Raw genomic sequence first — 21,163 nt, forward strand, 5'->3', positions numbered from 1 at the left:
ATCATTTTGAAAGGAATAGCGGATGATTGCGGGGGCTATTTGGGAACACAAAAAGCCGAGCGCTAGATGGCTCGGCTTGATGGGAAAGCGTTTCTATGGGTTAAGTCGCCAATCAAAACCCTCTGGCGTTGAACTTAACCCTTTGCTCATCACAGCACTTAGTAAGATTTGCGCCTGTTGTTGTGTCAGTGGCTGTTTGCTATCACTATTAGCAAAAGAGTAGCTGAGCAATTGCGTCCAGATGATCGCAGATTCGCTATCTAATTTATCCGCAAATGTGCGGTTTCCTGCGATCAGGTAAAGGTGGTCTACTGCCTCAGCAAAGCGTTGACCCTCCACCGCAGATTGATACTGCTTAATCTTAATGCCTACGTCGAGCTTGGCCGGTGTCTTTTGTTGCGTGCTTGGCTTGGCTTTACGTTTCATCACCGCGGTAATAGCTAGGCCAACAAAAACCAGTAGACCAATCAGATAAACGCCGGACTTAGACGCATATCTTGTTATATCCTCTACGTAGTTATGATCTTGCAACAATGCACTACTAGACCCAACTTGGAATTCAAGAGGGTCAGAGGTCAAGGTCTTGAGCTCATTGGTTTTTGTGTCCCACCACTTTATTGATTGTGACGGGATGATTAACTTACCGGACTCTTGAAAAACCACAGTAACCGCTTGGTTTAATACAGCGGTATTACGCTTACTTAAACGGTCAAAGACATTCTCTTTCGCCACTGGTTTTTGGTAAATCTCAACACCGGGAATGTCTGGAACGTTTACATCCGGTAGAAGCATCATATGTGAGTTCTTTACCTTTAACTGGTAGGTTAGTACCACAGCTTCACCTACCTCAAAGGCATCGCTGATAGGTTTGTCTGTTTTAAGTGTGAACGTAGCATCTGTGCCAGACACAAACTCGTTAGTCGTCTTAAGTGACGCAGGCATTTCAACATTAAAGGTCGTCTCTTCAGAGGAAACACTGCCTTTTATCTGATTTTCTGTATCATTATCAAGTACAACCGCAACGTCAAAACTTGGTATTACGAAAGTGCCTGCTGTAAGTGGGTAGATATACAGCTTTGCCGTTTGTGTATACCATTTTTGGCCATCTAGCATACGTGCAGAGCGCGTCACTTGTTGATCGTCTTTTTTCACCACTGCATTTTTTAAATCGAGATAGGGCATTACCATCTCATTTTCAAATGGTTGTGTGCTGCTGATCTCTACTGCAACCAATACCTGCTGCTTAGGAGCAATGCTCTCGCTTTTCACATCGACTGAGAGTGCCAATTGTTTATCATCAATGATTGGTTGAAGGTCATTGGCAAGTGAGATGTTAGACACTGCCAGCAACATCAAACTCAGAGATAGCGAACAGAGCCAATTGAAAAAACAGCTCTTCGATGGATTATTCTTGTTCATTTGCGTATTCCTGTTGAAACTTTTGTCGCAAGAACTTTGAAGGATCTTGTCTAACCTGCTTTAACCAAACCTGATCAGAGAGCTCTGTCGGCGTACCTTCCGAAGCTTCTTCTTCGCTGGTGGCAAGGTTTCTATCATCAATCATTTTCTCGCCTTCTTTCTTTTCCAAAGGCGCATTCTTTAGCTTTTCAATAGAAGCGTTCATGACTTCGATATTCTGCTGCATCTCTTGTTGCAGGGCAGGGTCCTGACCTAGCTCAACATAGAGTGCTTTGGCTTGCTCAAACTGATTTGAATAGGCAAATACGTTAGCCAGTAAATATTTTGATTTAGTATCTTCACGCCCATCAAGGAGTGTCATTGCGCTTTGAAAGTCACCTGCAAGATAGGCACTGCGAGCTTTCCACACTTGTGAATCAAATGAGGACTGAGCCTTTGCGTAATCCCCTTGTTCAAAATAAATATGCCCTTGTTGGTCCTTGGTTAGCCAAAAGTTCATGAAACGAGCTGGGGATAAAGCTCCCCATAGCGCCAACACAACCAGAAGTAACAGGAACCATTGCCAGCGTGGCCTTTGCTTGAACCAATCCATCCGCGATTGTTTGATGTTTACCATTGCAATGTCCACCCTCGTCGAAACCACATTAGTTGAATAGGCAGTAGCAAAAATAGCAAAGGATAGCCAGAATCGACCCAAGGTTGTGCCTTGTCGTTTACGGCAAACAAGTTGCTTTGAATATCTTGATACACTTGTTCTACATCCGTTGAGTCATGAGTAAATAGGGTCATTGAACCATGCCCCGATTGAGCCAGTGCTTCAAGTTCCTGAATCTGTGTGCTTGATAAACCCTGAGCTCCATCGCGGCCACTATCAGGGTTTTCACCCATCGCCCAGACGAGCACCTGATGTTCTAAAGAGGCAAATTCTTGTTGCATTTTATCAATCGCTTTCTGGTCTGTTTTATCGGTCACGATAAGTACCGTTGATGATACCTTTGATTCATTTAACAGGCTTACTACTGGGTCAATAACCGACTCTGGCTTGCTTTGGTTATCAGGCAATAGAGTAGGGTCTAGCACATCTAGGAAGTAGCGAAACAGCTCTCTATCTTTGGTGACTGGCATTGCCACGTGAGAGCTTCCGCCGTAGACAACCAGCCCAGTCTTGGCATCGCCTCTTAGGTCAGCCAATTGAGAGATCTTCTGTTTGGCACGCTCAAGACGAGAGGGTTGAATATCCGTTTGCGACATCGAGCCTGAAACATCAAGGGCGACGATTAACTCAGCGTTATCTTCAAAAAACGGTGACGCTTGTTTTTTCCATGTTGGGCCAGCCATTACGAGCGTTGATAACAGTGAGAAAACCAGAAACAGTTTCAGAGGTGTTAACCAACTGCCGCGTTGTTGATTCAGCGTTAGATGCGCAATGATGTTTTTGGACATTACGGATTGCCACTGAGCAACTAAGTCCTCTTGTTTTGTCATTAGGCGCTGTATAGCGAATAACGGCACTAGAGCCAGTAACCACCACGGACGCATGAAATGGAAATTGCTGATATCACCGGTCAGTCCCCACTCAAATAAACTATTCATTTGGCACCTCTTGCGTGCGAGCTAGCACCTCATTTACACGCTTATTGCGCCTAGCTTGGCCTGCAAAAACAACCAGTGCGGCCAGTAAATTAAACATAAAACTGATGCCAAAAGCCCAGTGATGCAGACTATGACGAGGCCTATGAGTCAGTAGCTCGAATTCTTGCTGCTCTAGTTCATCAATGGTGGCGTACGCCTGGTTAAGTTCTTCTCGGTTCATTGCATGGAACATTTGTCCACCAGTGATCTCTGATACTTTCTCTAGGGTAGGGAGATCCATTTTGTATCGCCCTTCAGTACTCGGGTCACCGATCGCAATGGTATAAATTTTTACGCCATATTTAGCCGCTATTTCGGCCGCTTTTACAGGAGGCATTTTGGAGCTGGTGTCGTCACCGTCAGTTAATAAGATCATGACTCGTTGCTTGCTTTGTTCTTGTTCAAATACGGCAATTGAAAGGCCAATGGCATCACCAAAGGCAGTTTGGAATCCTGCATAGCCCAGCTGTACATTCTCCAACAGTGCCAACCATGTATTGGTATCTTCTGTAAACGGCGCTTGCACGTATGCAGCATCTGCAAACAATATCAGTCCTAGTCGATCGTGCTCACGGTGTTTTGCGAACTCACTGAGCACTTGTTTTGCAATGTATAAGCGATCGTGTTTATTGCCTTGCTCATCGGTAAAGTCTTTTTCAGACATGGAACCTGATAGATCCAGAGCAACCATGATCTCTCTCGCCGATTTTTTCTGCTCTATAGGCTCTCCCACCCACATCGGCTTTGCAATTGCAGCGACCAAGGAGAGATAGCTAATAACAACTAATGCCCATTGGATCTTTCTTCTCTTTAGTAAAGTCGTACTGTGCGAAGGTTTATCTTCAGAGACAGAAACTAGACGCTCAAAAAAGGGTACCTGTAGCGCGCTCTTAGATTCCTTATAGGCAGGAACAAAGCGATAAACCAGCAGTGGCAATATCGCCAGCAAAAAGGCGAGTGGGTATTCAAACTCAACCATGTCTCACCTCGTGATGTTTTATCCAATGAGCTGTCTGCGTATACAAACCTTGACTCTGTTGCTGATTGATACTTGCATTTGGCGAATAAGAGAGTGACGCTAATAATCCATTAAACTGAGTTGAAAATTGGCACCCTTGGCACTGTTTATCCAACCAATTTTCCCATTGTTCTCCAAGTAAAGGGGATACTTGGTTGCGTGGGTAGGCATCAAGTGCGGTTTTGCGAAGCAACTGAGGTAATCGCTCCAGCCCGTCGCTGCTTTTTTGTAGTTTCTCTAGCTCTTGCAAAGCTATACGGCGGTATGCATTGGCCTTGTACTGGCGATAAGCAAGGTAAGCACGATACAAGGCGAAGCAGACGATGATGCCAATAACAAGATACCAACCTGGAGCATTGGGAATCCATGATATGCCTTCGGGCAGAGAAGGCTCTGCCAAGCCTGACATCATTGAGTTCATACTCATGGGTTTAAGTGTTTCAGCGGTGGTACTCATCTCAATTAAGCTCCAAGTGCTTTTCGCAACTGCTGGTCAGCAGGTTGAACGGTATTGATTTTGATGACCGGAATTCGATACTTCTTAGCGACTCGGGCAAAGTTATCGAGTGTGTCAGTCACATCTTTAGCAAAGCGATCTTTTAGTTGAGCCTGCTTACCTGTGATTGCTAGCTGCATCTCTCCATCACTGAGTACCATTTTGTCTAATTCCGCTAGGTTGTGCTCTAGGGGATCAGTCACATGGCATAACACCACATCATTGTGTTTGCACAAGGTTTTGATTTGCTCTTCACTTTGCTCGTTGTAGCCGTAGCCATCCGTGATCAAGATGACTAAGGCATCATGCTTAACCAAGCGCTTTGCCTGATGAAACAGTTTGCTAAATGAGTTTCCTTGAGAGTCTTCTGCGATGCCTACTTTCAATTGCTGATTTTTAATTACAATCTCATTTAAGATCTTTAATACGTGGTTCGCACTGCGTTGTGGGGCAATAGGCACCGCCACAGTATCGTTGTAGATAATGGCGCCTACGCGGTCTGTGGAGTCCGTGACCTTCCAAGCAATGAGAGCTGCGATTTCTGCCGCGACGACTGATTTCATTTTTCCCGTGCTACCAAAAAACATGTTGGTTCTTTGGTCAACGAGCAAGTAAACGTTTCTCTCGCGTTCTTCAGAGAATATCTTTACATGCGGCTTACCCGTACGCATGGTGACTTTCCAATCCATGGTGCGAATGTCATCACCAATGTGGTAGTGACGCATCTCTTCAAAGTTTAGGCCTCGTCCTCGAAGTTTCGATACGTGTCGCCCCGTTAATAGACTATTCACGGGCTGTGGTGGCAGAAAATCAAAGCCAGTTGCTTTGTATTTCATTAAACGTAGCGACTTTAAATCCGTGTAGATTTGCGCGTCTATGGAATTGGATTTGGTCATGGGTTTCTCTCTTACGCTACTGCGACTTGAGACAAAATTTCATCAATAACGCGATCTGAGCTGACGCCCTCAGCTAATGCATCGTAGGAAAGAATAAGGCGGTGACGAAGAACGCCATGCACCACGTCTCTCACATCATCTGGATCAACAAACTCTTTGCCTTTCAACCAAGCCATTGCGCGAGCGCACTTATCTAAAGCGATAGTCGCCCTTGGGCTTGATCCTACAGCGATCCAGTTTGCGAGTTCAGAGTTGGGGTATTTCTCTGGTTGGCGAGTAGCAACAATAATGGATACCAAATATTTAAGGACCGCGTCACTGCAATAGATGTCTTGGATCTCTTCGCGCGCCGCGAATATACAAGCAGGATCGATAGGCTCTGGTTTTTCTGACGAAGGCTTTTCTTCACCACGCACCATCTTAATGATCTGCTCTTCCGCATCGGCGTCTGGGTAGTCCAGATTGATCTTCATGATGAATCGATCCATCTGCGCTTCTGGAAGCGGGTAAGTACCCTCTTGTTCTACAGGGTTTTGTGTCGCGAGTACCATAAACAAATCGGGCAGTTTGTAGGTTTTGCCTGCAACCGTAATTTGTCGCTCTTCCATCGCCTCTAGCAAAGCGGCCTGTACCTTAGCGGGAGAACGGTTAATCTCATCGGCCAGTAATAGGTTGTTGAAAACAGGGCCAGGCTGGAAGGTAAGGGTGGGTTTGCCGTCCACATCTTGATAAACCTCTGTACCTGTTACATCAGAAGGAAGCAGGTCTGGGGTGAACTGCACGCGGCCAAGATCAACAGATAAAGCAGCTGCGAGCGCCTTGATTGAGCGAGTTTTTGCTGTACCTGGGAGACCCTCTAACAAAACATTGCCGTTGGTCAGCAGAGCAACCAACAGCGTATCGACCATGTGTTGTTGTCCTATTACAGACTGCTGCATTTGCTTCTTAAGTAGCATTACTGTGTCTAAGGTTGAGCTCATGTTGTTACCCTTTGGTGTTTACGTTGCTATAACGTTAATAAATACATATAGTTAAAGATAGTTTCTTCACAGCGGTTGCGCTGTAAATGTTATAGAAACAGTACTATCGCCAACTTTTGATATAACTATAAAGCCTATCATTGAATTTGTAATATGCCTTTTATTGATATCAAGTATAAATCTAAGTCAATAGCTTTGTATCGGCTAATCCGTAGACTGTGAAACGTGAAAGGCACAATCAGGTCAATCTCTAAGGGAAGCATGCGTTGGTTTGAAGTGTTGAATTTGAATTGAAACTATAGGAAACACACCATGAAAAAACTTGCTCTAAGTATCGCTCTAGGTCTTAACATTGTTGCTCTACCAACGCTAGCAGCTACAGAGGTCGCGACTCTTACAGATTTCTTCAGCGACAACGGTGAAGTGACTACAACAGATAACTATGCCGTTCATGAGACAGCACGTCAGTATGTGAAAACTCAAGAAAAGGTGGGTGTGAACAACTTCGAGCACAAACGAGTGCTTACCCCAACTGACGAGCAGCCAGTGGTTCGAATGAACCGTGATACTTACTACTCGATGGCGGTAATTAATGTTTCAGAAGGAGCGACAGTAACGCTTCCAGAAATCCCAGAAGGCAAATACATGTCAATGGAAGTGATCACTGAAGATCACCGCATTCAAGCGATGCAGTATGGTTCTGGCACGTTTGACCTATCGACTCATACTGGCGACCACGTTTATATCATTATTCGTACCGATGCGACCTTTACTGAAGATGAAGTTCGCGAGATTCAAGACAAAATGAGCATTGAAGCGAAAGCAACAGCAGAATTTACCGCTCCTCAAGTTCAAGAGGCGGTGTTCGACAAAGTTGAACGAGATTTGAAAACACAAATGCCAGTGATACTAAAGCGTGATGGAGCTCAAGCAACATTTGGTATGTTTACCGACCCAGAAGATGAATCTAAAGAACTGTTTACTAAAGAAAAGTATGCAGTAGGTGCGGCAATCGGTTGGGGTGGTGCACAGATGCAAGATAACATCTATGAAGTATCAGGTAACTTCCCGGCAGATACGTGTCACCAAGCAACATTTGAAGACCCAGAGAACCAAGCGTTCTGGTCGGTAACTGTGTACAACAAGCAAGGCTTCATGTTTGCTGACGTAGCTAACGTAAGCTCTAACACTGCGACTAAGAATGCAGACGGTACATACACAGTGAGCTTTGGGTGTGGTGATGATGCACCAAATAACATCGAAACCAAGAACGAATCAGGTATGTTTAACTTAGCATTCCGTCACTACATGCCAAGCCAAAAAATTCGCGATGGCTTCCGCGTGCTGCCTTACGTTAAAGCAGTAAAGTAAGGGAATAGTTAGGGTGCTGGTTCCTAGGATCTAAAAGTCTAGGACCTAGCACTTAGTTATACATATAATGCATATCATATATAGAAAACTGTAATTAGATTAGATAACTCTATTTGTTTATTCTCTTGTTCAGAGAGGCAATGAGCACTTAGGGATAGAGAAACGGCTTATGCCTAAAGTCTTTAATTTACCGGAGTACATAATGAAAAAACTTTCACTAGCAGTTTCACTTGGTTTGGGTATCGTAGCGCTTCCTACCTTTGCAGCAACAGAAGTCTCTAGCGAAGCGGATTTCTTTAGTAAGAATGGAGAAATTACTACATTAGAAAATTACGCGGTATTTGAAAGCTCTCGCCAAATTCTTAAAAACCAGGATCTGGCTGGTATCAATAAATTTCTTCACAAACGCCAATTAACTCCTACTGATCAACAACCGGTTGTTCGTATGAACCGCGATACTTATTATTCAATGGCTGTTGTCGATGTATCTGAGGGCGCGTCTATCACACTGCCTGAAGTTCCAGAAGGTAAGTACTTATCTTATCAAGTGGTTACTGAGGACCACAGAATTCAAGCCATGGGTTATGGTGCGGGTACATACGAGCTGCAAACTCACACTGGTGATCACGTTTATATTGTGGTTCGCTTAGATGCGACGTTTACAGAGGCAGAGGCGCGTAAGATTCAAGATCAAATGCGTATTGATGCTAAATCAAACAAGATGTTTACTGCTGAACAAGTGAACAAAGCGTCATTTGAGAAGGTGGAGAATGAGCTAAAAGCACAGATGCCAACAATCTTAAAACGTGACGGTAGCCAAGCGCTAACGGGTATGTTTACCGATCCTAACGATGAGTCAAAAGAGCTGTATACCGAAGAGAAATACGCCGTTGGCGCAGCGATTGGATGGGGCGGTGCTCAGATGAAAGATAACATCTATGAAGTATCAGGTAACTACCCAGCAAGCCAGTGTCACCAAGCGACTTTCGAAGATCCACAGAACCAAGCATTCTGGTCGATTACTGTGTATGACAAAGCAGGTTTCATGTTCAACGATGTGGCAAACCTTAGTTCAAATACAGCAACGCCTAATAAAGATGGTTCATACACAATCAGCTTTGGTTGTGGTGAAGATGCACCAAACAACATTCAAACAGCGAATGACTCTGGTGTATTCAATCTAGGTATCCGTCATTACATGCCTAGCCAAAAGGTAACTGATGGCTATCGTATCTTACCGACCGTTACGGCTGTAAAATAACCGATTGATTAGGTGACGTAGAGCTAATCAATTAAAGCCCCGCTCATAAAAGAGTGGGGCTTTTTTCATCTTATGATGTCGGCTGGCTTTCTAATGTTTCGCTTGTGGATTGCTGCTTAGATAGGACAAGATATACTGCAATTTGCGCAATGATCGCGATCAATACGACTAATGGTGAAGCGAGAATACCGGACACAACAAAGCTGACGAGCGCAATGGAGCCATTAACAAGAGCGTAGGGTAACTGTGTTCTAAAGTGCTCGTACTGATCACAACCAGCACCAGTAGAAGAAAGAATGGTGGTTTCTGAAATCGGTGAACAGTGATCGCCAAATAAACCACCGGATAAAACTGCGCCAATACAGACCAACATAGGCGCATCAATAGCAAAAGCCGTTGGGATCACGAGCGGCATTAAGATGGCAAAGGTGCCCCAGGAAGAGCCGGTAGCAAAAGAGATAAGCCCAGCAAGAAGAAATGCTACAGCAGGGACTAACCAATAAGGGAAGCCAGCTTGAGCCTGCTGCGCTATGTACGCAGCTGCGCCTAATTCTTTGCCTACTGAGCTAAGTGCCCATGCAAGGATAAGAATCACCGCCACAGACATCATGTTAGACATACCTTTTAGGTACACCTGAATGCCATCGGAAAGTTTTCTCACGCCGTACAGTGCCATCAGGCCAATAAGTGTCATGGCCGCAAAAAAGTAGGCAGAAGATAACGCGGCTCTAAAAGTTGAACCTGAGACTTGCTGGAATGGGAATCCATGAGGAATAAGAATGGAGCATAGCACTATTAGCATCACCAGAAGTGGCGCCCATACAAAGCTTGTTTTGGCATTTTTGTGCTCAAAAACATTGAGTGAGTCTTGGACTTTTCCAAAATCTGATCCTTGTTTAGCCAATCTTTCCGCGTGAGCCATTGGACCAAAATCCAGTTTGAAAAACGACAAAATAGGAACAATGGCAATGGCGAGGAACGCATAGAATTGGTAAGGGATCGCGCCAATAAAGGCATCCCACTCACTCATGCCGACCTCTAGAGCCGTGAACTCCTTTTGAATCAGGCTCATGATGTACACGCCCCAACCAATAAAGGGAATCAAAATAGCCACAGGGGAAGCGGTCGAGTCAATAATGAAGGCAAGCTTTTGACGAGAGACCTTGAGTTTATCAAACAGTGGCCTAAATACTGGACCCGCGATTAATGGGGTACCAAGATCAGAGAAGAAAATAGCAATACCACCAAACCATGTAGCCAGTTGCGCTTGGCATTTATTGGTTACCCATAGTGTTATTCTCTTTGCGAATGCAACACCCCCCCCCGATTTCTCCATTAACGCGACGAAGCCGCCAATGAAAACCAATAACAACAGCACGCCAGCATTGTAACTGTCAGTCAGTTGAGGCAGAAGATAGCTTTTCATAAGCGCACTCATTGAGTCTAGCGGTCCTTTATCTATAAAGGTTCCTTCTAGCATGGCGACGCCACAAACTACCCCAGAGAAGAGACCAACAACTACGTTTCGAGTTGAGAGCGCTAAGGTAAGGGTGACAATAATAGGGAGGAGGGAGATAAATTCAGGCTGTTCCATAGCAAATACCGTGATACATAATCAGTCATTAAAAGTGAATATACATACGTTATGCTATTGTGTACATATCATAGAGCGAATACTTATATGCGAGGGTTTTAACTGCTGTTTTTGTGAACGATCCTAATTGGCTTATATATAATTATGCGAAAATTCATAATGAACAAATTTTTAGCGAAACGGGCCATCTTCAAAAATGCCATCAATAAATTTCTCTACGAGATCGACTTCATTGGTGGCGCGTGCGAAGGTTCTGAGGCCGATAATTTGAACTTGAACGTAACGGGCTAGCTCAATAGGGTCTTTACCTGATGGTATTTCTCCAGCATCCATTGCTTTAGTGAGTATTGATGCCAACTCTGCTTCTACATCTCCGAGTAACTGTTTAGCCAGTGTCAGTAATTCTGGGTTGTCTGTTTCCGTTAATTCAGCAACAGACTTTACCACCATGCACATGCCACTAGGGGCGGATTTCCTGCCTTCGATTATGATAGCTTTAATAAACTTCTTTAAGCCGCCAATATTAGAGTCGGAAGTCTCCAAACTGTAGTTTAAGAGTTGGCCACTTTCTTCAGAGTAACGTTGGATCGCCTTTTTGAACAAATTGTCTTTGCTACCAAAAGCGGCGTAGATACTACCTGGGCGCATATCAAGGGCGTCTTGCAGTGCACGCATTGAGGTGCCGTGATAGCCTTTTTCCCAATAAAGATCTTTGGCTTTATTGATGACATCATCTCTATCAAAAAGTGCACGTTTGCCCATGGTATTACCTACTGCCTCTAAAATTGCTCACACGCGGATTATAGCGAGTAAATTAACGATCGTTCAATGCGGTGCTCATCGTATTAAGTAACGGTTCATCTAGCTCTTTGCTTAGCTCGACTAAGATCTGTTTATAGTTTTCTACCGGGTGAGCACCTGTTACTGCGCTCTCTCTATTAAAGATAACTGTGGGTACACCAGTGATGCCCATCTGCTGCCACTGAGCTTCTTGACTTCTAACCTCACTTTTAAGCTCTGGCTTGTCTAACCAAACCAAGCCTTGATCACCATCCAAACCGACAGCAGTAAGCTCTTGTTTTAGGATAGCCCGATCAGAGACGTCTTTCTGTTCACTGAAAAAGGCGTTGAATAGCCTCAGTTTTAGCTCTGTTTGTTTGCCATGCTGTTTGGCGTAATCCAAAAGCACGTGGGCTTCTAGGGTATTCACCATCTTCATGTCATCAAAATAGTTAAACTGAAAGCCATGTTCAGCGCCAGCCGTCGCGATTCGTTCTCGAGCACTAGCACTATCTTCAGGGCTGCTACCGTATTTTCGGGCAACATGATCTCGAAGGTTTTCACCCTCAGTGGGCATATCAGGGTTCAATTCAAACGGTTGCCATTCAATATCAATCTTGTCTTGAAGCGCTAGCTCGTTGATTGCCGCTTGTAGATTGTTGTAACCAATAATGCACCAAGGGCAAACCACGTCTGAAACAATATCTAATTTTATTTTACTGCTCATCAACTCATCCTCGATTGATTTTTATAATTGAACGATCGTTATAGCTGAATGATACACCGATAGAAAGAAAAGGAAAGAAAAATGTAGAGTGAGGAACTTCAGGTTTATGGCGTATAGAGGTGCACGACAGTATAAATTGCAGATAATTCTCCTTTAACAACAATGAAAGATTAGCTTAGGTCAAATTAAGCTAGAGTGGGCTAAGGTAAAGTGAATGAGCTGTTATTGTCTTTCAAGGAGTAGTTAAACAATGGAGCGTTGTGGCCAATGTAAGCAGTTCACTAGAACCCGTGAAAATACTAAAGACCTATGTGGCGCATGGGAGCAACCGACATCTGCCAAGAGACAAGCCTGTGAGTTCTTCATCCCTAAAGGATTCAGTTTCTTTGACAAAGAAGCCAATAAAACTCACCCACAGAGTTAATTGGCAGCCATTTTGATTATCCTTTGAGATTGGCTAGGTCACGGTGTGTGGGGAGTAGTAACTAATGAAGGGATATAAGTAGAGCATGCGAATTACTGAATACCACCCTAGCTTCGCATCTGAGTTAAGTGCGGTGTATCTTGAGTCAAGAACGTCAACCTTTACATGGTTAAACAGTAGCGATTTTAAGTTCTCAGATTTTGAGAAAGATACAGAGGGTGAAACGATTTTACTGGCTGTGTTAGATGAAAAGGCCATTGGTTTCATTTCAATCTGGGAGCCAGATAAATTTGTGCATCACCTGTATGTAAGTACCGAATATCTTGGAAAAGGGGTAGGCAGTCTACTTCTTAGCAGTGCGCAATCCTTGTACGGCAAACTGAGTTTAAAATGCTTGGTAAAAAATCAAAAGGCCATCCGGTTTTATGAATTAAGAGGGTTTACCAAGAAATCTAAACATCGAGACAGTACTGGTGAGTACTATTTAATGGAAATGAGCACTCTGGATTGAAAGATGAAGAACTTATTGTGTCTGTAAATGTATGCTTTTCAGTCGATTAATTCACTGGGAGTAAATTGTATTCGCAGCAGTTTTAAAGAGAAAGGACCCGCTTTCTTATCCGCGATTAAAAAGCCTATCTGTTTAATATCTTGAGCAACAAGCGCAGGCGCTCCCGTTATCAGTCTTCCCCTGAACACCGCTTGGAAATCGTCTAAGTGAAATGACTTCGTTTGCGATGAATCACTTGTGGTAGAAAATTCATGCTTGTAAGTAATTCGATCGCCGTCTTTCCATGTTGAGAGTCGGAGTTGATAGGTTCGACCGTCGCCAATGAAGGACAGTTCTACCTGAGCTTTATCCGGCGATAATGCCTCGATAGAGCGATTGACGGAGCTGAAACCGCCGTTGTTGGCTAACGATAGTTCCCCCTCAAAACGGCTATGATTGCCATCAAAGGTGAAGCGTCCTTGTGAGATGCCACCCATTACGTTGTCGTTGACTACCTGCCACTGTTGATACTCATTGGGTTGGGTGAAATCGATCATAGTGTCCTCTGAAGCTGCGGCAAAATGACTAAACAATAGGGAAACCGACAGCAGTGTCCGTGGGCGAAGCATGTGTGTGATACCGCAGGTAACGATGGTGGAGGATGAGTTCGCTCTGGTGACCTGAATCATTGTAATGGTTTGCTGGCTGTTAGAGCTAAGCAGCGATTAAGAAACTCTGCATAGCTAGATGCTTTGTCGTATTCAATCTTCAATGATCCGTGAAACATTAAGGTCACCGTGACGTCTTTGAAGCCTAACCAACAGGTGTAACCGTCATAATCGTGCCATGCGCACAACCCTGCCAACCTATATTGATCATCGTGCTTTGTTCCTGTGGAACGAATGCAGTCAAACACCTTAAGAAAGTCCTTAACGCTCAGACGGTTATCCATTTTCACTTCCTACAATTGATTCGTTGCCTCTATTGTTCTGCTTACGGCCTCGTTTTGTCTGTCGATCACTGATCCTTAGTGAAAGCCTTCGTTAGACATATTAATTGTCAGTTAGAAAATCGTTTTCTGTTTGTTTTTGAGATAGAAAGCTGCGCTGACTGAAATGAACAAAAATGCAAAGTAGTAACAAAATGAAGACAGTGAGGCTAGGAAGTCTAGATGCTGTTCTATTTGTTGTTCGGTGTAGTTTTGAGACACCAACTTATAGTAGTACGCATATAAAACACCTATTGAGCCATAACCTAGATTAAACATCAGCCCCTTAAAGCTGAGTACCGTTGCTCTGTTGTGGGATTCCGTCTTTCTATTGAGGTGGTAACTGATGAAAATGTTCATCGTCATGATGATGAAGATCAAAAGTAGTACGGGGACAACCCCGTAAATTGACCAGCCCAAGCTGATCCAGTAGTAGGTTGCTATGGTGACTAAACCTGCAATAGCAAGGAAGGTTTTTGGTTCTGTGCTTTCTGCTAGTCTTCGACTTTGCCCAGCCAATAGTATTTTAAGTACGCTGACCCCTGCACCAATCAAGCCAAAATAGATAATAGGAATATCAATAGCGCGATAATACTGGCTATTCATGGTCAAGAACATGCGAGAGGTATGCTCAAACAAGCTGTAATAGAGCAATATAAACAGTACATACGGTGTCGAAAGCACCCACTTTCCTGTGTTTAGTGTCAATCTCAGGCTTGCTATGGAGGTGGCGAGTTTACTGTCATGCTTGGGCAGTGTATCGCGGTCTTCCTGCATATTTATGGCGGCGTAAATGGCAACTATCGCTACCAACAGAGTCGCAAACACCGGAATACGCATGATGTCTTGGGTGGATTCAGGTACTGAGAGCCCAATCAACTGAAAAATATGAGTCATAAAATTAACATCGTACATAGCCGCACCGATCAGGGTGACAAAAATGCCAACACTAGAAGCAATACGAAGTTGTATCTGTAACACCTGCGGCCACGCTTCTTCTTTACCTTGGTCTTTTAAGGTGTCATAAGCCAAGGCTTCATCGGCACCACTGGCTAGCGCCATAGCCAAACCACTTAGGATTCGGTTAATTAAAAACACAACGAATACCAAATTGGCACTGTCAGTGGGTACCACCGCGATCATTGCGATCTCAATAAACATGATCACAGAAGAGAGTACGACTAACTTTTTGCGTCCTAAGGTATCGGCAAACGCTCCTGACGGAACCTCTGCGAGAACGATAGTTGCGGCCCACACCACGTTGAGCATTGCAAACTGTGACAGGGTTAATCCGTAATCGAGAAAGAGTAGGGTGAAGATGGGATAGTAAAAGCGCGCAAAGTAGCTGCAGCGAAACATTAAGAAGTAACGAACGTTGCGGATTTGCAGGATCTCTTTGAGCGTCATTAAACTGTCTTTATTTTGAATAACATAGATTAGGTATATACCGACTTCACCTTAATGGTAAAGGCTTAATCATTGAAATAACAAGAATGCTTTAAAAAAGGGGCGCACTGTGTGCTCCCCTTTGCTTTCTAGAAATCCCCTTAGGTTTCACTTTCTAACGGCATCTGATAGACACCATTGTGATTGTTGGCCTTGATCGCGCCAAATAATGAAATGAGTGACGCACAAAACATGATCCCCACAATAGGCCATAAGGAGTCTTTACTTAACAAGGCTGCGAGTGCGCTAATGCTGGCGGCGGTAAAAAACTGTGTGGCTCCAAGCGCTGCAGAGGCGACGCCTGCGCCTTGCCCAAAATGCTTGAGGAAGCTGGCGTTAGAGTTTGCCATGATGCCGCCATTAGCGGAAATGCTGACAACAAAGCCTACGACCGCAAACCATAAGTTATTGGGTGCAATGAGCTGTGAGGAAATTAATAGTGTTGTGCCAAGAACCTGAAGACTAATAAATTTGACCAATAGCGTCTCAGGTGAATGATGGCTCAATAGGAATGAGTTGATTCGATTTACAATGGCGACGCCTATGACGTTTACTAGGAAAAGCGCAGAGAACATCTCAGGTGTCACGCCAAAATGAATCATGTAAGCGAACGCGCCGTTTGCAATAAATGTCATCAACACAGAAAAACTAAAGCTTTGTGAGACCATGTAGCCCAGTGCTTTAGACTCTGTAAACACATGTTTGTAACGAACTGGTGTGGTTGGTGATGCACGCTTTTTGGCTTTGGGTAAAACACGCCTAGCAATAAAGGCGACGACTAAGGCCAAAATACCAGAGATAATAAATATCCAGTGCCAACCCAGCAGATTCATAATCGCCGTGCCCACAGAAGGCGCTATTGAAGGGGCGATCATGCTGATCAGCGCGATTAGCGCAAACAGTTTTGCTGACTCACGGCCTTCGGTGTTATCTCGGATCATTGCGGGAACCCCAACGACGGCAATACCTCCACCCAAAGACTGCAATATACGCCAAAACCAGAAACTATGAACACTGGCTGATAATGCAAGCATGAGGCTACAAAATGCAAATAGCACTAAGCCTGCAACCATTACCTTCATTCGCCCAAATTTGTCTGATAGCGGGCCTCCAATTAACTGGCCAATGGCTAGACCGAATACATAGATACTAACGGTAATTGAAATCATCGCTGTATCGACATTCAGTTCGTTGGCAATAATTGGAATGGCAGGTAGATAGCTATCAATTGCAAACGGTGTCATCGCAAAAACCGCTGCAAGGAGCACAACGAGACTGCGGCTAATAGAATTATTCATTAAAACCTCATTTATCTTTCCAGAAAGATAATAGGTGGATTTTATCTTCCTAGCAAGATATATTTCAGTAACTAGCAATCACAATGAGTTGGCGACTATGTCTAAACAAGAAAGCTTAGAGACAATTTTAAAGCATGGAAGAGCCAACTGGCCCGAAGCGTTCGATAACTTTAGGCCTACGATCCTTATGATTCATCGAATACACAGTCATTTAGATGATGACTTAGAAGACATTATTGTTCAGCATGATCTGCAAAAAGCAGACTTCGGTATATTAATGACCCTAAGACGCAGTGCTGAACCCTATTGCTTATCACCGACTGATTTGTATCGCTCAATGCTATTCAGCTCGGGTGGATTAACTAAAGTTCTCAGTCGCGTTGAAAAAGCCGGTTTGGTTGAGCGATTGGAAAATCCGCAAGATGGACGCAGTAAACTGGTCAAATTGACCGACACTGGACGCAAACTCATCGAACAGGTGGCGCTGACATTGCATCAGCAAGAGCAGCGCCAATTGGATGTCTTAACGGCAGAAGAGAAGCAGGAATTAGAGCAGCTTTTAAATAAAGTTCTGCGCCAGTGGGAATAAAGGCAGTGTAAGAACACCACTAAAAAAGTCTAAGGAAAAAGTACATTGAATGAGGGTTTTGGTTTAGTTGTTGATGGCTAATCCGAACCCCCATTACGTTTTTAAATTAACCCACCCACATAAATAATAGTACCGTAGATCGCAACTCCAGCAAGTACTGGCAAACCAAGCGATCGTTTCCAATACCAAATTAGTAGGGTAAATAGTGTACCCACTAAAGTCGCCAACCAAGAGGTAAGCGATGGCGTCGTGGGGATTAACGATGTACCAAACATGGCGGCAATCATTGTAGGTCCTAGCACTGATAGCCAGGTAGGGATGTTATTCAATGCATTGCTTTGGTCACGATCTTTCATACGCCGAGACATCCACAGCATAGGTAAAACACGCATCGCAAAGGTTCCCGCTGCGATCAATAGCATGACCATCCACAATGACTTATCCATGGTCACTCTCCTTAGCGATTGATGCTCCCCTCACTGCGTAATACAGCAGAGCGCCACACAGTGCAGCCAATGGGATCGCTGCATTAGGATAACCATAAAGCTTTAAAAGTAGTGCGACCAAGCTGGTCCCGGCAAGTGAAACTGTCCAAAGTAAGGTGTTAAACTTTGGGGCTAATAGAACCAAAAACAGTGCGGGCAGGGCAAAGGGTAATACCTCACCCAATAAGGGCCATTTGGCAATAAGCTCAGCACCAGCAATGGCGCCCAAAGCTGTGCCGCCAATCCAACTAAACCACGCCAATAAGGCCGCACCAGCAAACCAACCAAGGCGATCGCTCTGGGCAAGTTGAGGCAAGCGGGTGTGAGCTAGAGCAAAGATCTGATCAGTCAAACCATGAAGAAGGGCGAGCCACCACGGGCTCTTAGTTAGGTAAGGCGCAATATTGGGTCCGTAGACCACATGTCGTGCATTGATCAGCAGTGTCATGACCAATACCAGCCATAGTGGGGCACCAGAGGCAACCATTGCGACAAACAAAAACTGCGATGCCCCTGCGTAAATGAACACTGAGATGGCAATGGTTTCCCAAACACTGAACCCAGATTGCAGTGCTATAACCCCAAAAGAGATCGCGACAGAGACATAGCCACCCATTAGTGCCAAGGCATCGGTTGCTCCTGCAATCCAGGGCTTCCAGGTTGATGCTTCACTATTTGCGCTCATGAGTGTGTTCCTTGTTCGCATAATTGATGGTGACTAAAAGCGTTGCGCCGGCGGTGGTGGTTCGATAAAGATGAGGCTTGTCGGCTGGGAAGCGATGGATGTCGCCCGCGCCAAGGAGCTTAGTATTCTCTTCTTCTCCAGTCTCAATTTGGCCCGATATGACACTGATAGTTTCAAAGGTGCCAAGAGAGTGAGCTTTAGACAGTTTGTTGGTATGAGGTGCACATGACATCCAATATGCATCCACTTGCGGGGCATCAGTACCACGTTCAATTAACTGTACCAACATGCCATCATCCTCGATGGGGCTGTTAATGGAGTCAATCAAACTGCCAAATGAGACATCTAACTGTACTGCTAAGCGCCAGATAGTATCGAGAGTAGGGTTACCACTGCCGTTTTCTAGACGGGATAGGTTGGACTTAGCGATGCCTGCATCCGAGGCCAGTTGTGAGAGTGAAATTCCCTTTGCTTGACGCAACTGTTGAAGGTTGTGTCCTAAAACGACGAGGTTTGGTTCATCCATAGCTCTCTCCAAAATGTTCCATATATAGAACGTTCTATATAAAGAACGAGGAATTGTCAATCAATTGCTGTTGTATTTTGAACCTAAGATTGGCGCCGTTAATGTTGGTGAATGGGATGACCAGATTGGAAATATAGATGTTATGTTATAACATGGCATTTGATTTTTTAGTTCGTGCGTAAGCGGTTTTTAGAAGGGTAGCCGCTTCCATTGAACCTGAATGCAAATACATACGCTTTGGAGGCAAGGGAATGAGTTTAGATCTAGTCGCAAGCCCAGAACCGGTTTATTCGGCATCACTAGCATTACGAGAAAGCAAACCGAGCACACTTAGTAATATCTACCAATCAGAGCAAAATATCGCAATATGGCAACGTATGCTCCCAACGACGATGACAAACGATATAAATCAAATGTTATTTGAGGGAAGACCGCTAGCGTTAGTACAAAGCGTCACTCCAAACAATGCTGCTGATTGGATTCGAAACAAGCTAGATGAATATGCGTGCGCTGATGCGCTTGCTACAGATATCGCCTTGATTGTGGATATGTTCTGCTATTTGTTTGATGTAGAAGAGGTTGGGCTGAGACTCACTAGCTTAGATAGCCCTATGTGTCCGAGATTCCATGTTGACCACGTGCCGTGTCGTCTGGTTACCACTTATGTCGGAAGTGCAACCCAGTGGCTTGAGAATAAAGGGATTGATCGCACCAAGCTTGGGGCTGGTAGTCTTGGACAACCGGACAACTTATCGGGCTTATACGGTGAAGAAACCGCAATCCAGAAGATGCAAGCTGGAGATGTGGCTCTGCTCAAAGGCAGCGGTTGGGAAGGCAACGAAAATAACGGGTTAGTACATCGCTCTCCCGCCGTCGGGTCAAATGAGCGACGATTACTGCTTACATTGGATTTTGTTTAGACACATGAGGGTTATAGAATTAGCGCTTAGGTTGGTTAGAGCAAGTCTGCATCTTAGTCTAGTAAAGGGTTACAGGAGAATAGCCAATGAACTTTAATAAGACACTGATCTCCGGCGTGCCTACCAATATCATTACTGGTTTTCTTGGAGTAGGAAAAACATCAGCCATTATGCATTTGATGAGTAGCAAACCAAGCAATGAGCGTTGGGCTGTACTAGTTAACGAGTTTGGTGAGATTGGTATCGATGGCAGTCTGTTACAAGGTAAGCAAAATCAAGACGGTCAAGTGTATATTCGCGAAGTCCCTGGCGGTTGTATGTGTTGTGCGGCAGGTTTGCCTATGCAAATCGCCCTTAATCAACTGCTGTCCGAGTCAAAGCCAGATCGTTTATTGATTGAGCCTACAGGGCTGGGTCACCCCAGAGAAGTACTTCAAGTGTTATCGACCGATTATTATCGGCAAATCATTGATTTACAGAAGAACATTACTTTAGTCGATGCGCGTAAGCTGTCTGATTCAAGGTATACAGAACATGATACTTTTAACCAGCAAATAGCGATTGCCGATACGGTGGTGGGAAACAAACGCGACCTTTATCAACAAGTTGATGAGAAAAATCTAGCTGACTATGTTAGTGCCTTAGGCTTATCAGATACTAGGGTGATTTATGCTGAACATGGCGTGATTCCGTTTACTGAATTTGAGGGCGCGACTGAATTTCATAAGCAAAAGACACCGCATCTTTTTCAGCAGAAGCAGAGTAGAACGGTTCCTGTCCCTGAACAGCCAATACCCGAAAGCGGGATCTTGAAAGCGACTAATAAAGGTGAAGGGTTCCAAAGTGTTGGGTGGCGTATGTCTGCTGACAGAGTGTTTAACCGTCTAAAACTGTTGCAGCTTTTGAATAAGCTCACAGCAGAACGCATGAAAGCGGTTTTCATTACTGAAAGCGGCATTTTCGGGTATAACTTAACCGCTGACGGACTCACTGAAATCGAGCTAGATGAGTGCTCAGAGAGCCGACTAGAAATAATCTCCGATAGAATAGATGACAGTTTTGAAGAGCTGTTATTAGGTTGCATAGAAGCGTCTTTATGATGGCAGATAGGTACATAAATGATGGCCTTTCATTATGA

24 protein-coding genes are annotated in these 21,163 nt (G+C 44.4%); 7 read left to right on the top strand and 17 right to left on the bottom strand.

Annotation, left to right across the window (positions count from 1 at the left end; genetic code table 11):
* Positions 1-93 precede the first annotated feature (93 nt).
* From D5I41_RS06960 to D5I41_RS06990, 7 genes are read right to left on the bottom strand one after another with little or no spacing between them, the layout of a single operon-like run.
* A complete protein-coding gene (locus D5I41_RS06960; protein ID WP_119009159.1) occupies positions 94-1,419 on the bottom strand; it encodes a BatD family protein in 1,326 nt (441 codons plus the stop codon).
* Positions 1,406-2,035 (bottom strand): hypothetical protein, encoded by a 630-nt coding sequence (locus tag D5I41_RS06965; RefSeq protein ID WP_119009160.1) that lies wholly within the window; start codon positions 2,033-2,035, stop codon positions 1,406-1,408. Before D5I41_RS06965 ends, D5I41_RS06960 begins: the two co-directional genes overlap by 14 nt.
* Positions 2,029-3,012 (bottom strand): VWA domain-containing protein, encoded by a 984-nt coding sequence (locus D5I41_RS06970; protein WP_119009161.1) that lies wholly within the window; start codon positions 3,010-3,012, stop codon positions 2,029-2,031. Before D5I41_RS06970 ends, D5I41_RS06965 begins: the two co-directional genes overlap by 7 nt.
* A complete protein-coding gene (locus tag D5I41_RS06975) occupies positions 3,005-4,030 on the bottom strand; it encodes a vWA domain-containing protein (RefSeq protein ID WP_119009162.1) in 1,026 nt (341 codons plus the stop codon). Before D5I41_RS06975 ends, D5I41_RS06970 begins: the two co-directional genes overlap by 8 nt.
* Positions 4,023-4,526: a DUF4381 domain-containing protein gene (locus tag D5I41_RS06980; RefSeq protein ID WP_119009163.1), complete on the bottom strand. Its 504-nt coding sequence runs from the start codon at positions 4,524-4,526 to the stop codon at positions 4,023-4,025. Before D5I41_RS06980 ends, D5I41_RS06975 begins: the two co-directional genes overlap by 8 nt.
* Positions 4,527-4,531: 5 nt before the next feature.
* Positions 4,532-5,461, bottom strand: coding sequence for a DUF58 domain-containing protein (locus D5I41_RS06985; protein ID WP_102429343.1), 930 nt, complete (start codon positions 5,459-5,461; stop codon positions 4,532-4,534).
* 11 nt (positions 5,462-5,472) lie between these two features.
* Positions 5,473-6,441: an AAA family ATPase gene (locus D5I41_RS06990; RefSeq protein WP_017243863.1), complete on the bottom strand. Its 969-nt coding sequence runs from the start codon at positions 6,439-6,441 to the stop codon at positions 5,473-5,475.
* A gap of 312 nt (positions 6,442-6,753) precedes the next feature.
* On the opposite strand from D5I41_RS06990, the gene D5I41_RS06995 reads away from it, so the two are divergent.
* Both D5I41_RS06995 and D5I41_RS07000 read left to right on the top strand, forming a co-directional pair.
* The gene (locus D5I41_RS06995) at positions 6,754-7,812 is read left to right on the top strand and encodes a DUF1254 domain-containing protein (protein ID WP_119009164.1); all 1,059 of its coding nucleotides are present in this window, start codon (positions 6,754-6,756) and stop codon (positions 7,810-7,812) included.
* Between the two features lie 202 nt (positions 7,813-8,014).
* Positions 8,015-9,073 (top strand): DUF1254 domain-containing protein, encoded by a 1,059-nt coding sequence (locus tag D5I41_RS07000; RefSeq protein ID WP_119009165.1) that lies wholly within the window; start codon positions 8,015-8,017, stop codon positions 9,071-9,073.
* Between the two features lie 70 nt (positions 9,074-9,143).
* On the opposite strand, the gene D5I41_RS07005 is transcribed toward D5I41_RS07000, so the two are convergent.
* The 3 genes from D5I41_RS07005 to D5I41_RS07015 form a co-directional block, all read right to left on the bottom strand.
* Entirely contained in the window at positions 9,144-10,667 is a 1,524-nt protein-coding gene (locus D5I41_RS07005) for a Na+/H+ antiporter NhaC family protein (protein ID WP_119009166.1), read from the bottom strand.
* A 171-nt stretch (positions 10,668-10,838) separates the two neighbouring features.
* Positions 10,839-11,429, bottom strand: coding sequence for a TetR/AcrR family transcriptional regulator (locus tag D5I41_RS07010; RefSeq protein WP_119009167.1), 591 nt, complete (start codon positions 11,427-11,429; stop codon positions 10,839-10,841).
* 52 nt (positions 11,430-11,481) lie between these two features.
* Complete coding sequence (locus tag D5I41_RS07015) at positions 11,482-12,174, bottom strand: DsbA family oxidoreductase (RefSeq protein WP_119009168.1); 693 nt, start codon at positions 12,172-12,174, stop codon at positions 11,482-11,484.
* 250 nt (positions 12,175-12,424) lie between these two features.
* Between D5I41_RS07015 and D5I41_RS21210 the strand changes: the two genes are divergently transcribed.
* Both D5I41_RS21210 and D5I41_RS07020 read left to right on the top strand, forming a co-directional pair.
* Entirely contained in the window at positions 12,425-12,598 is a 174-nt protein-coding gene (locus D5I41_RS21210; RefSeq protein WP_162892804.1) for a hypothetical protein, read from the top strand.
* Between the two features lie 85 nt (positions 12,599-12,683).
* Complete coding sequence (locus D5I41_RS07020) at positions 12,684-13,109, top strand: GNAT family N-acetyltransferase (RefSeq protein ID WP_119009169.1); 426 nt, start codon at positions 12,684-12,686, stop codon at positions 13,107-13,109.
* Between the two features lie 38 nt (positions 13,110-13,147).
* Here D5I41_RS07020 and D5I41_RS07025 read toward each other — a convergent pair whose 3' ends face one another.
* The 4 genes from D5I41_RS07025 to D5I41_RS07040 form a co-directional block, all read right to left on the bottom strand.
* Positions 13,148-13,645 carry a CIA30 family protein gene (locus D5I41_RS07025; RefSeq protein WP_119009170.1) on the bottom strand — a complete coding sequence of 166 codons (498 nt, stop codon included), beginning with the start codon at positions 13,643-13,645 and terminating at the stop codon, positions 13,148-13,150.
* A 128-nt stretch (positions 13,646-13,773) separates the two neighbouring features.
* The gene (locus D5I41_RS07030) at positions 13,774-14,040 is read right to left on the bottom strand and encodes a DUF3081 domain-containing protein (protein ID WP_119009171.1); all 267 of its coding nucleotides are present in this window, start codon (positions 14,038-14,040) and stop codon (positions 13,774-13,776) included.
* Between the two features lie 111 nt (positions 14,041-14,151).
* Positions 14,152-15,483 (bottom strand): MFS transporter, encoded by a 1,332-nt coding sequence (locus D5I41_RS07035; RefSeq protein WP_119009172.1) that lies wholly within the window; start codon positions 15,481-15,483, stop codon positions 14,152-14,154.
* Positions 15,484-15,623: 140 nt separating this feature from the next.
* Positions 15,624-16,820, bottom strand: a complete 1,197-nt coding sequence (locus D5I41_RS07040; protein WP_119009173.1) for a multidrug effflux MFS transporter — start codon at positions 16,818-16,820, stop codon at positions 15,624-15,626.
* A gap of 97 nt (positions 16,821-16,917) precedes the next feature.
* On the opposite strand from D5I41_RS07040, the gene D5I41_RS07045 reads away from it, so the two are divergent.
* A complete protein-coding gene (locus D5I41_RS07045) occupies positions 16,918-17,409 on the top strand; it encodes a MarR family winged helix-turn-helix transcriptional regulator (protein ID WP_119009174.1) in 492 nt (163 codons plus the stop codon).
* Positions 17,410-17,510: 101 nt separating this feature from the next.
* Here the strand turns inward: D5I41_RS07045 and D5I41_RS07050 are convergent, their stop codons facing one another.
* Genes D5I41_RS07050 through D5I41_RS07060 form a run of 3 tightly spaced genes read right to left on the bottom strand, consistent with a single transcriptional unit; the run spans position 17,511 to position 19,105 of the window.
* Positions 17,511-17,855 carry an AzlD domain-containing protein gene (locus D5I41_RS07050; protein WP_119009175.1) on the bottom strand — a complete coding sequence of 115 codons (345 nt, stop codon included), beginning with the start codon at positions 17,853-17,855 and terminating at the stop codon, positions 17,511-17,513.
* Complete coding sequence (locus D5I41_RS07055; RefSeq protein WP_119009176.1) at positions 17,848-18,579, bottom strand: AzlC family ABC transporter permease; 732 nt, start codon at positions 18,577-18,579, stop codon at positions 17,848-17,850. The genes D5I41_RS07050 and D5I41_RS07055 overlap by 8 nt, the downstream gene beginning before the upstream one ends.
* A complete protein-coding gene (locus tag D5I41_RS07060) occupies positions 18,566-19,105 on the bottom strand; it encodes a helix-turn-helix domain-containing protein (RefSeq protein WP_119009177.1) in 540 nt (179 codons plus the stop codon). The genes D5I41_RS07055 and D5I41_RS07060 overlap by 14 nt, the downstream gene beginning before the upstream one ends.
* A 251-nt stretch (positions 19,106-19,356) precedes the next feature.
* Here D5I41_RS07060 and D5I41_RS07065 point away from each other — a divergent pair, with 251 nt between their 5' ends.
* A complete protein-coding gene (locus D5I41_RS07065) occupies positions 19,357-20,025 on the top strand; it encodes a DUF1826 domain-containing protein (protein WP_119009178.1) in 669 nt (222 codons plus the stop codon).
* 86 nt (positions 20,026-20,111) lie between these two features.
* Positions 20,112-21,125, top strand: coding sequence for a CobW family GTP-binding protein (locus tag D5I41_RS07070; RefSeq protein ID WP_119009179.1), 1,014 nt, complete (start codon positions 20,112-20,114; stop codon positions 21,123-21,125).
* The last annotated feature ends 38 nt before the right edge of the window (positions 21,126-21,163 follow it).

Source organism: Vibrio superstes (genome assembly GCF_003569005.1).
Lineage (GTDB): Bacteria > Pseudomonadota > Gammaproteobacteria > Enterobacterales > Vibrionaceae > Vibrio > Vibrio superstes.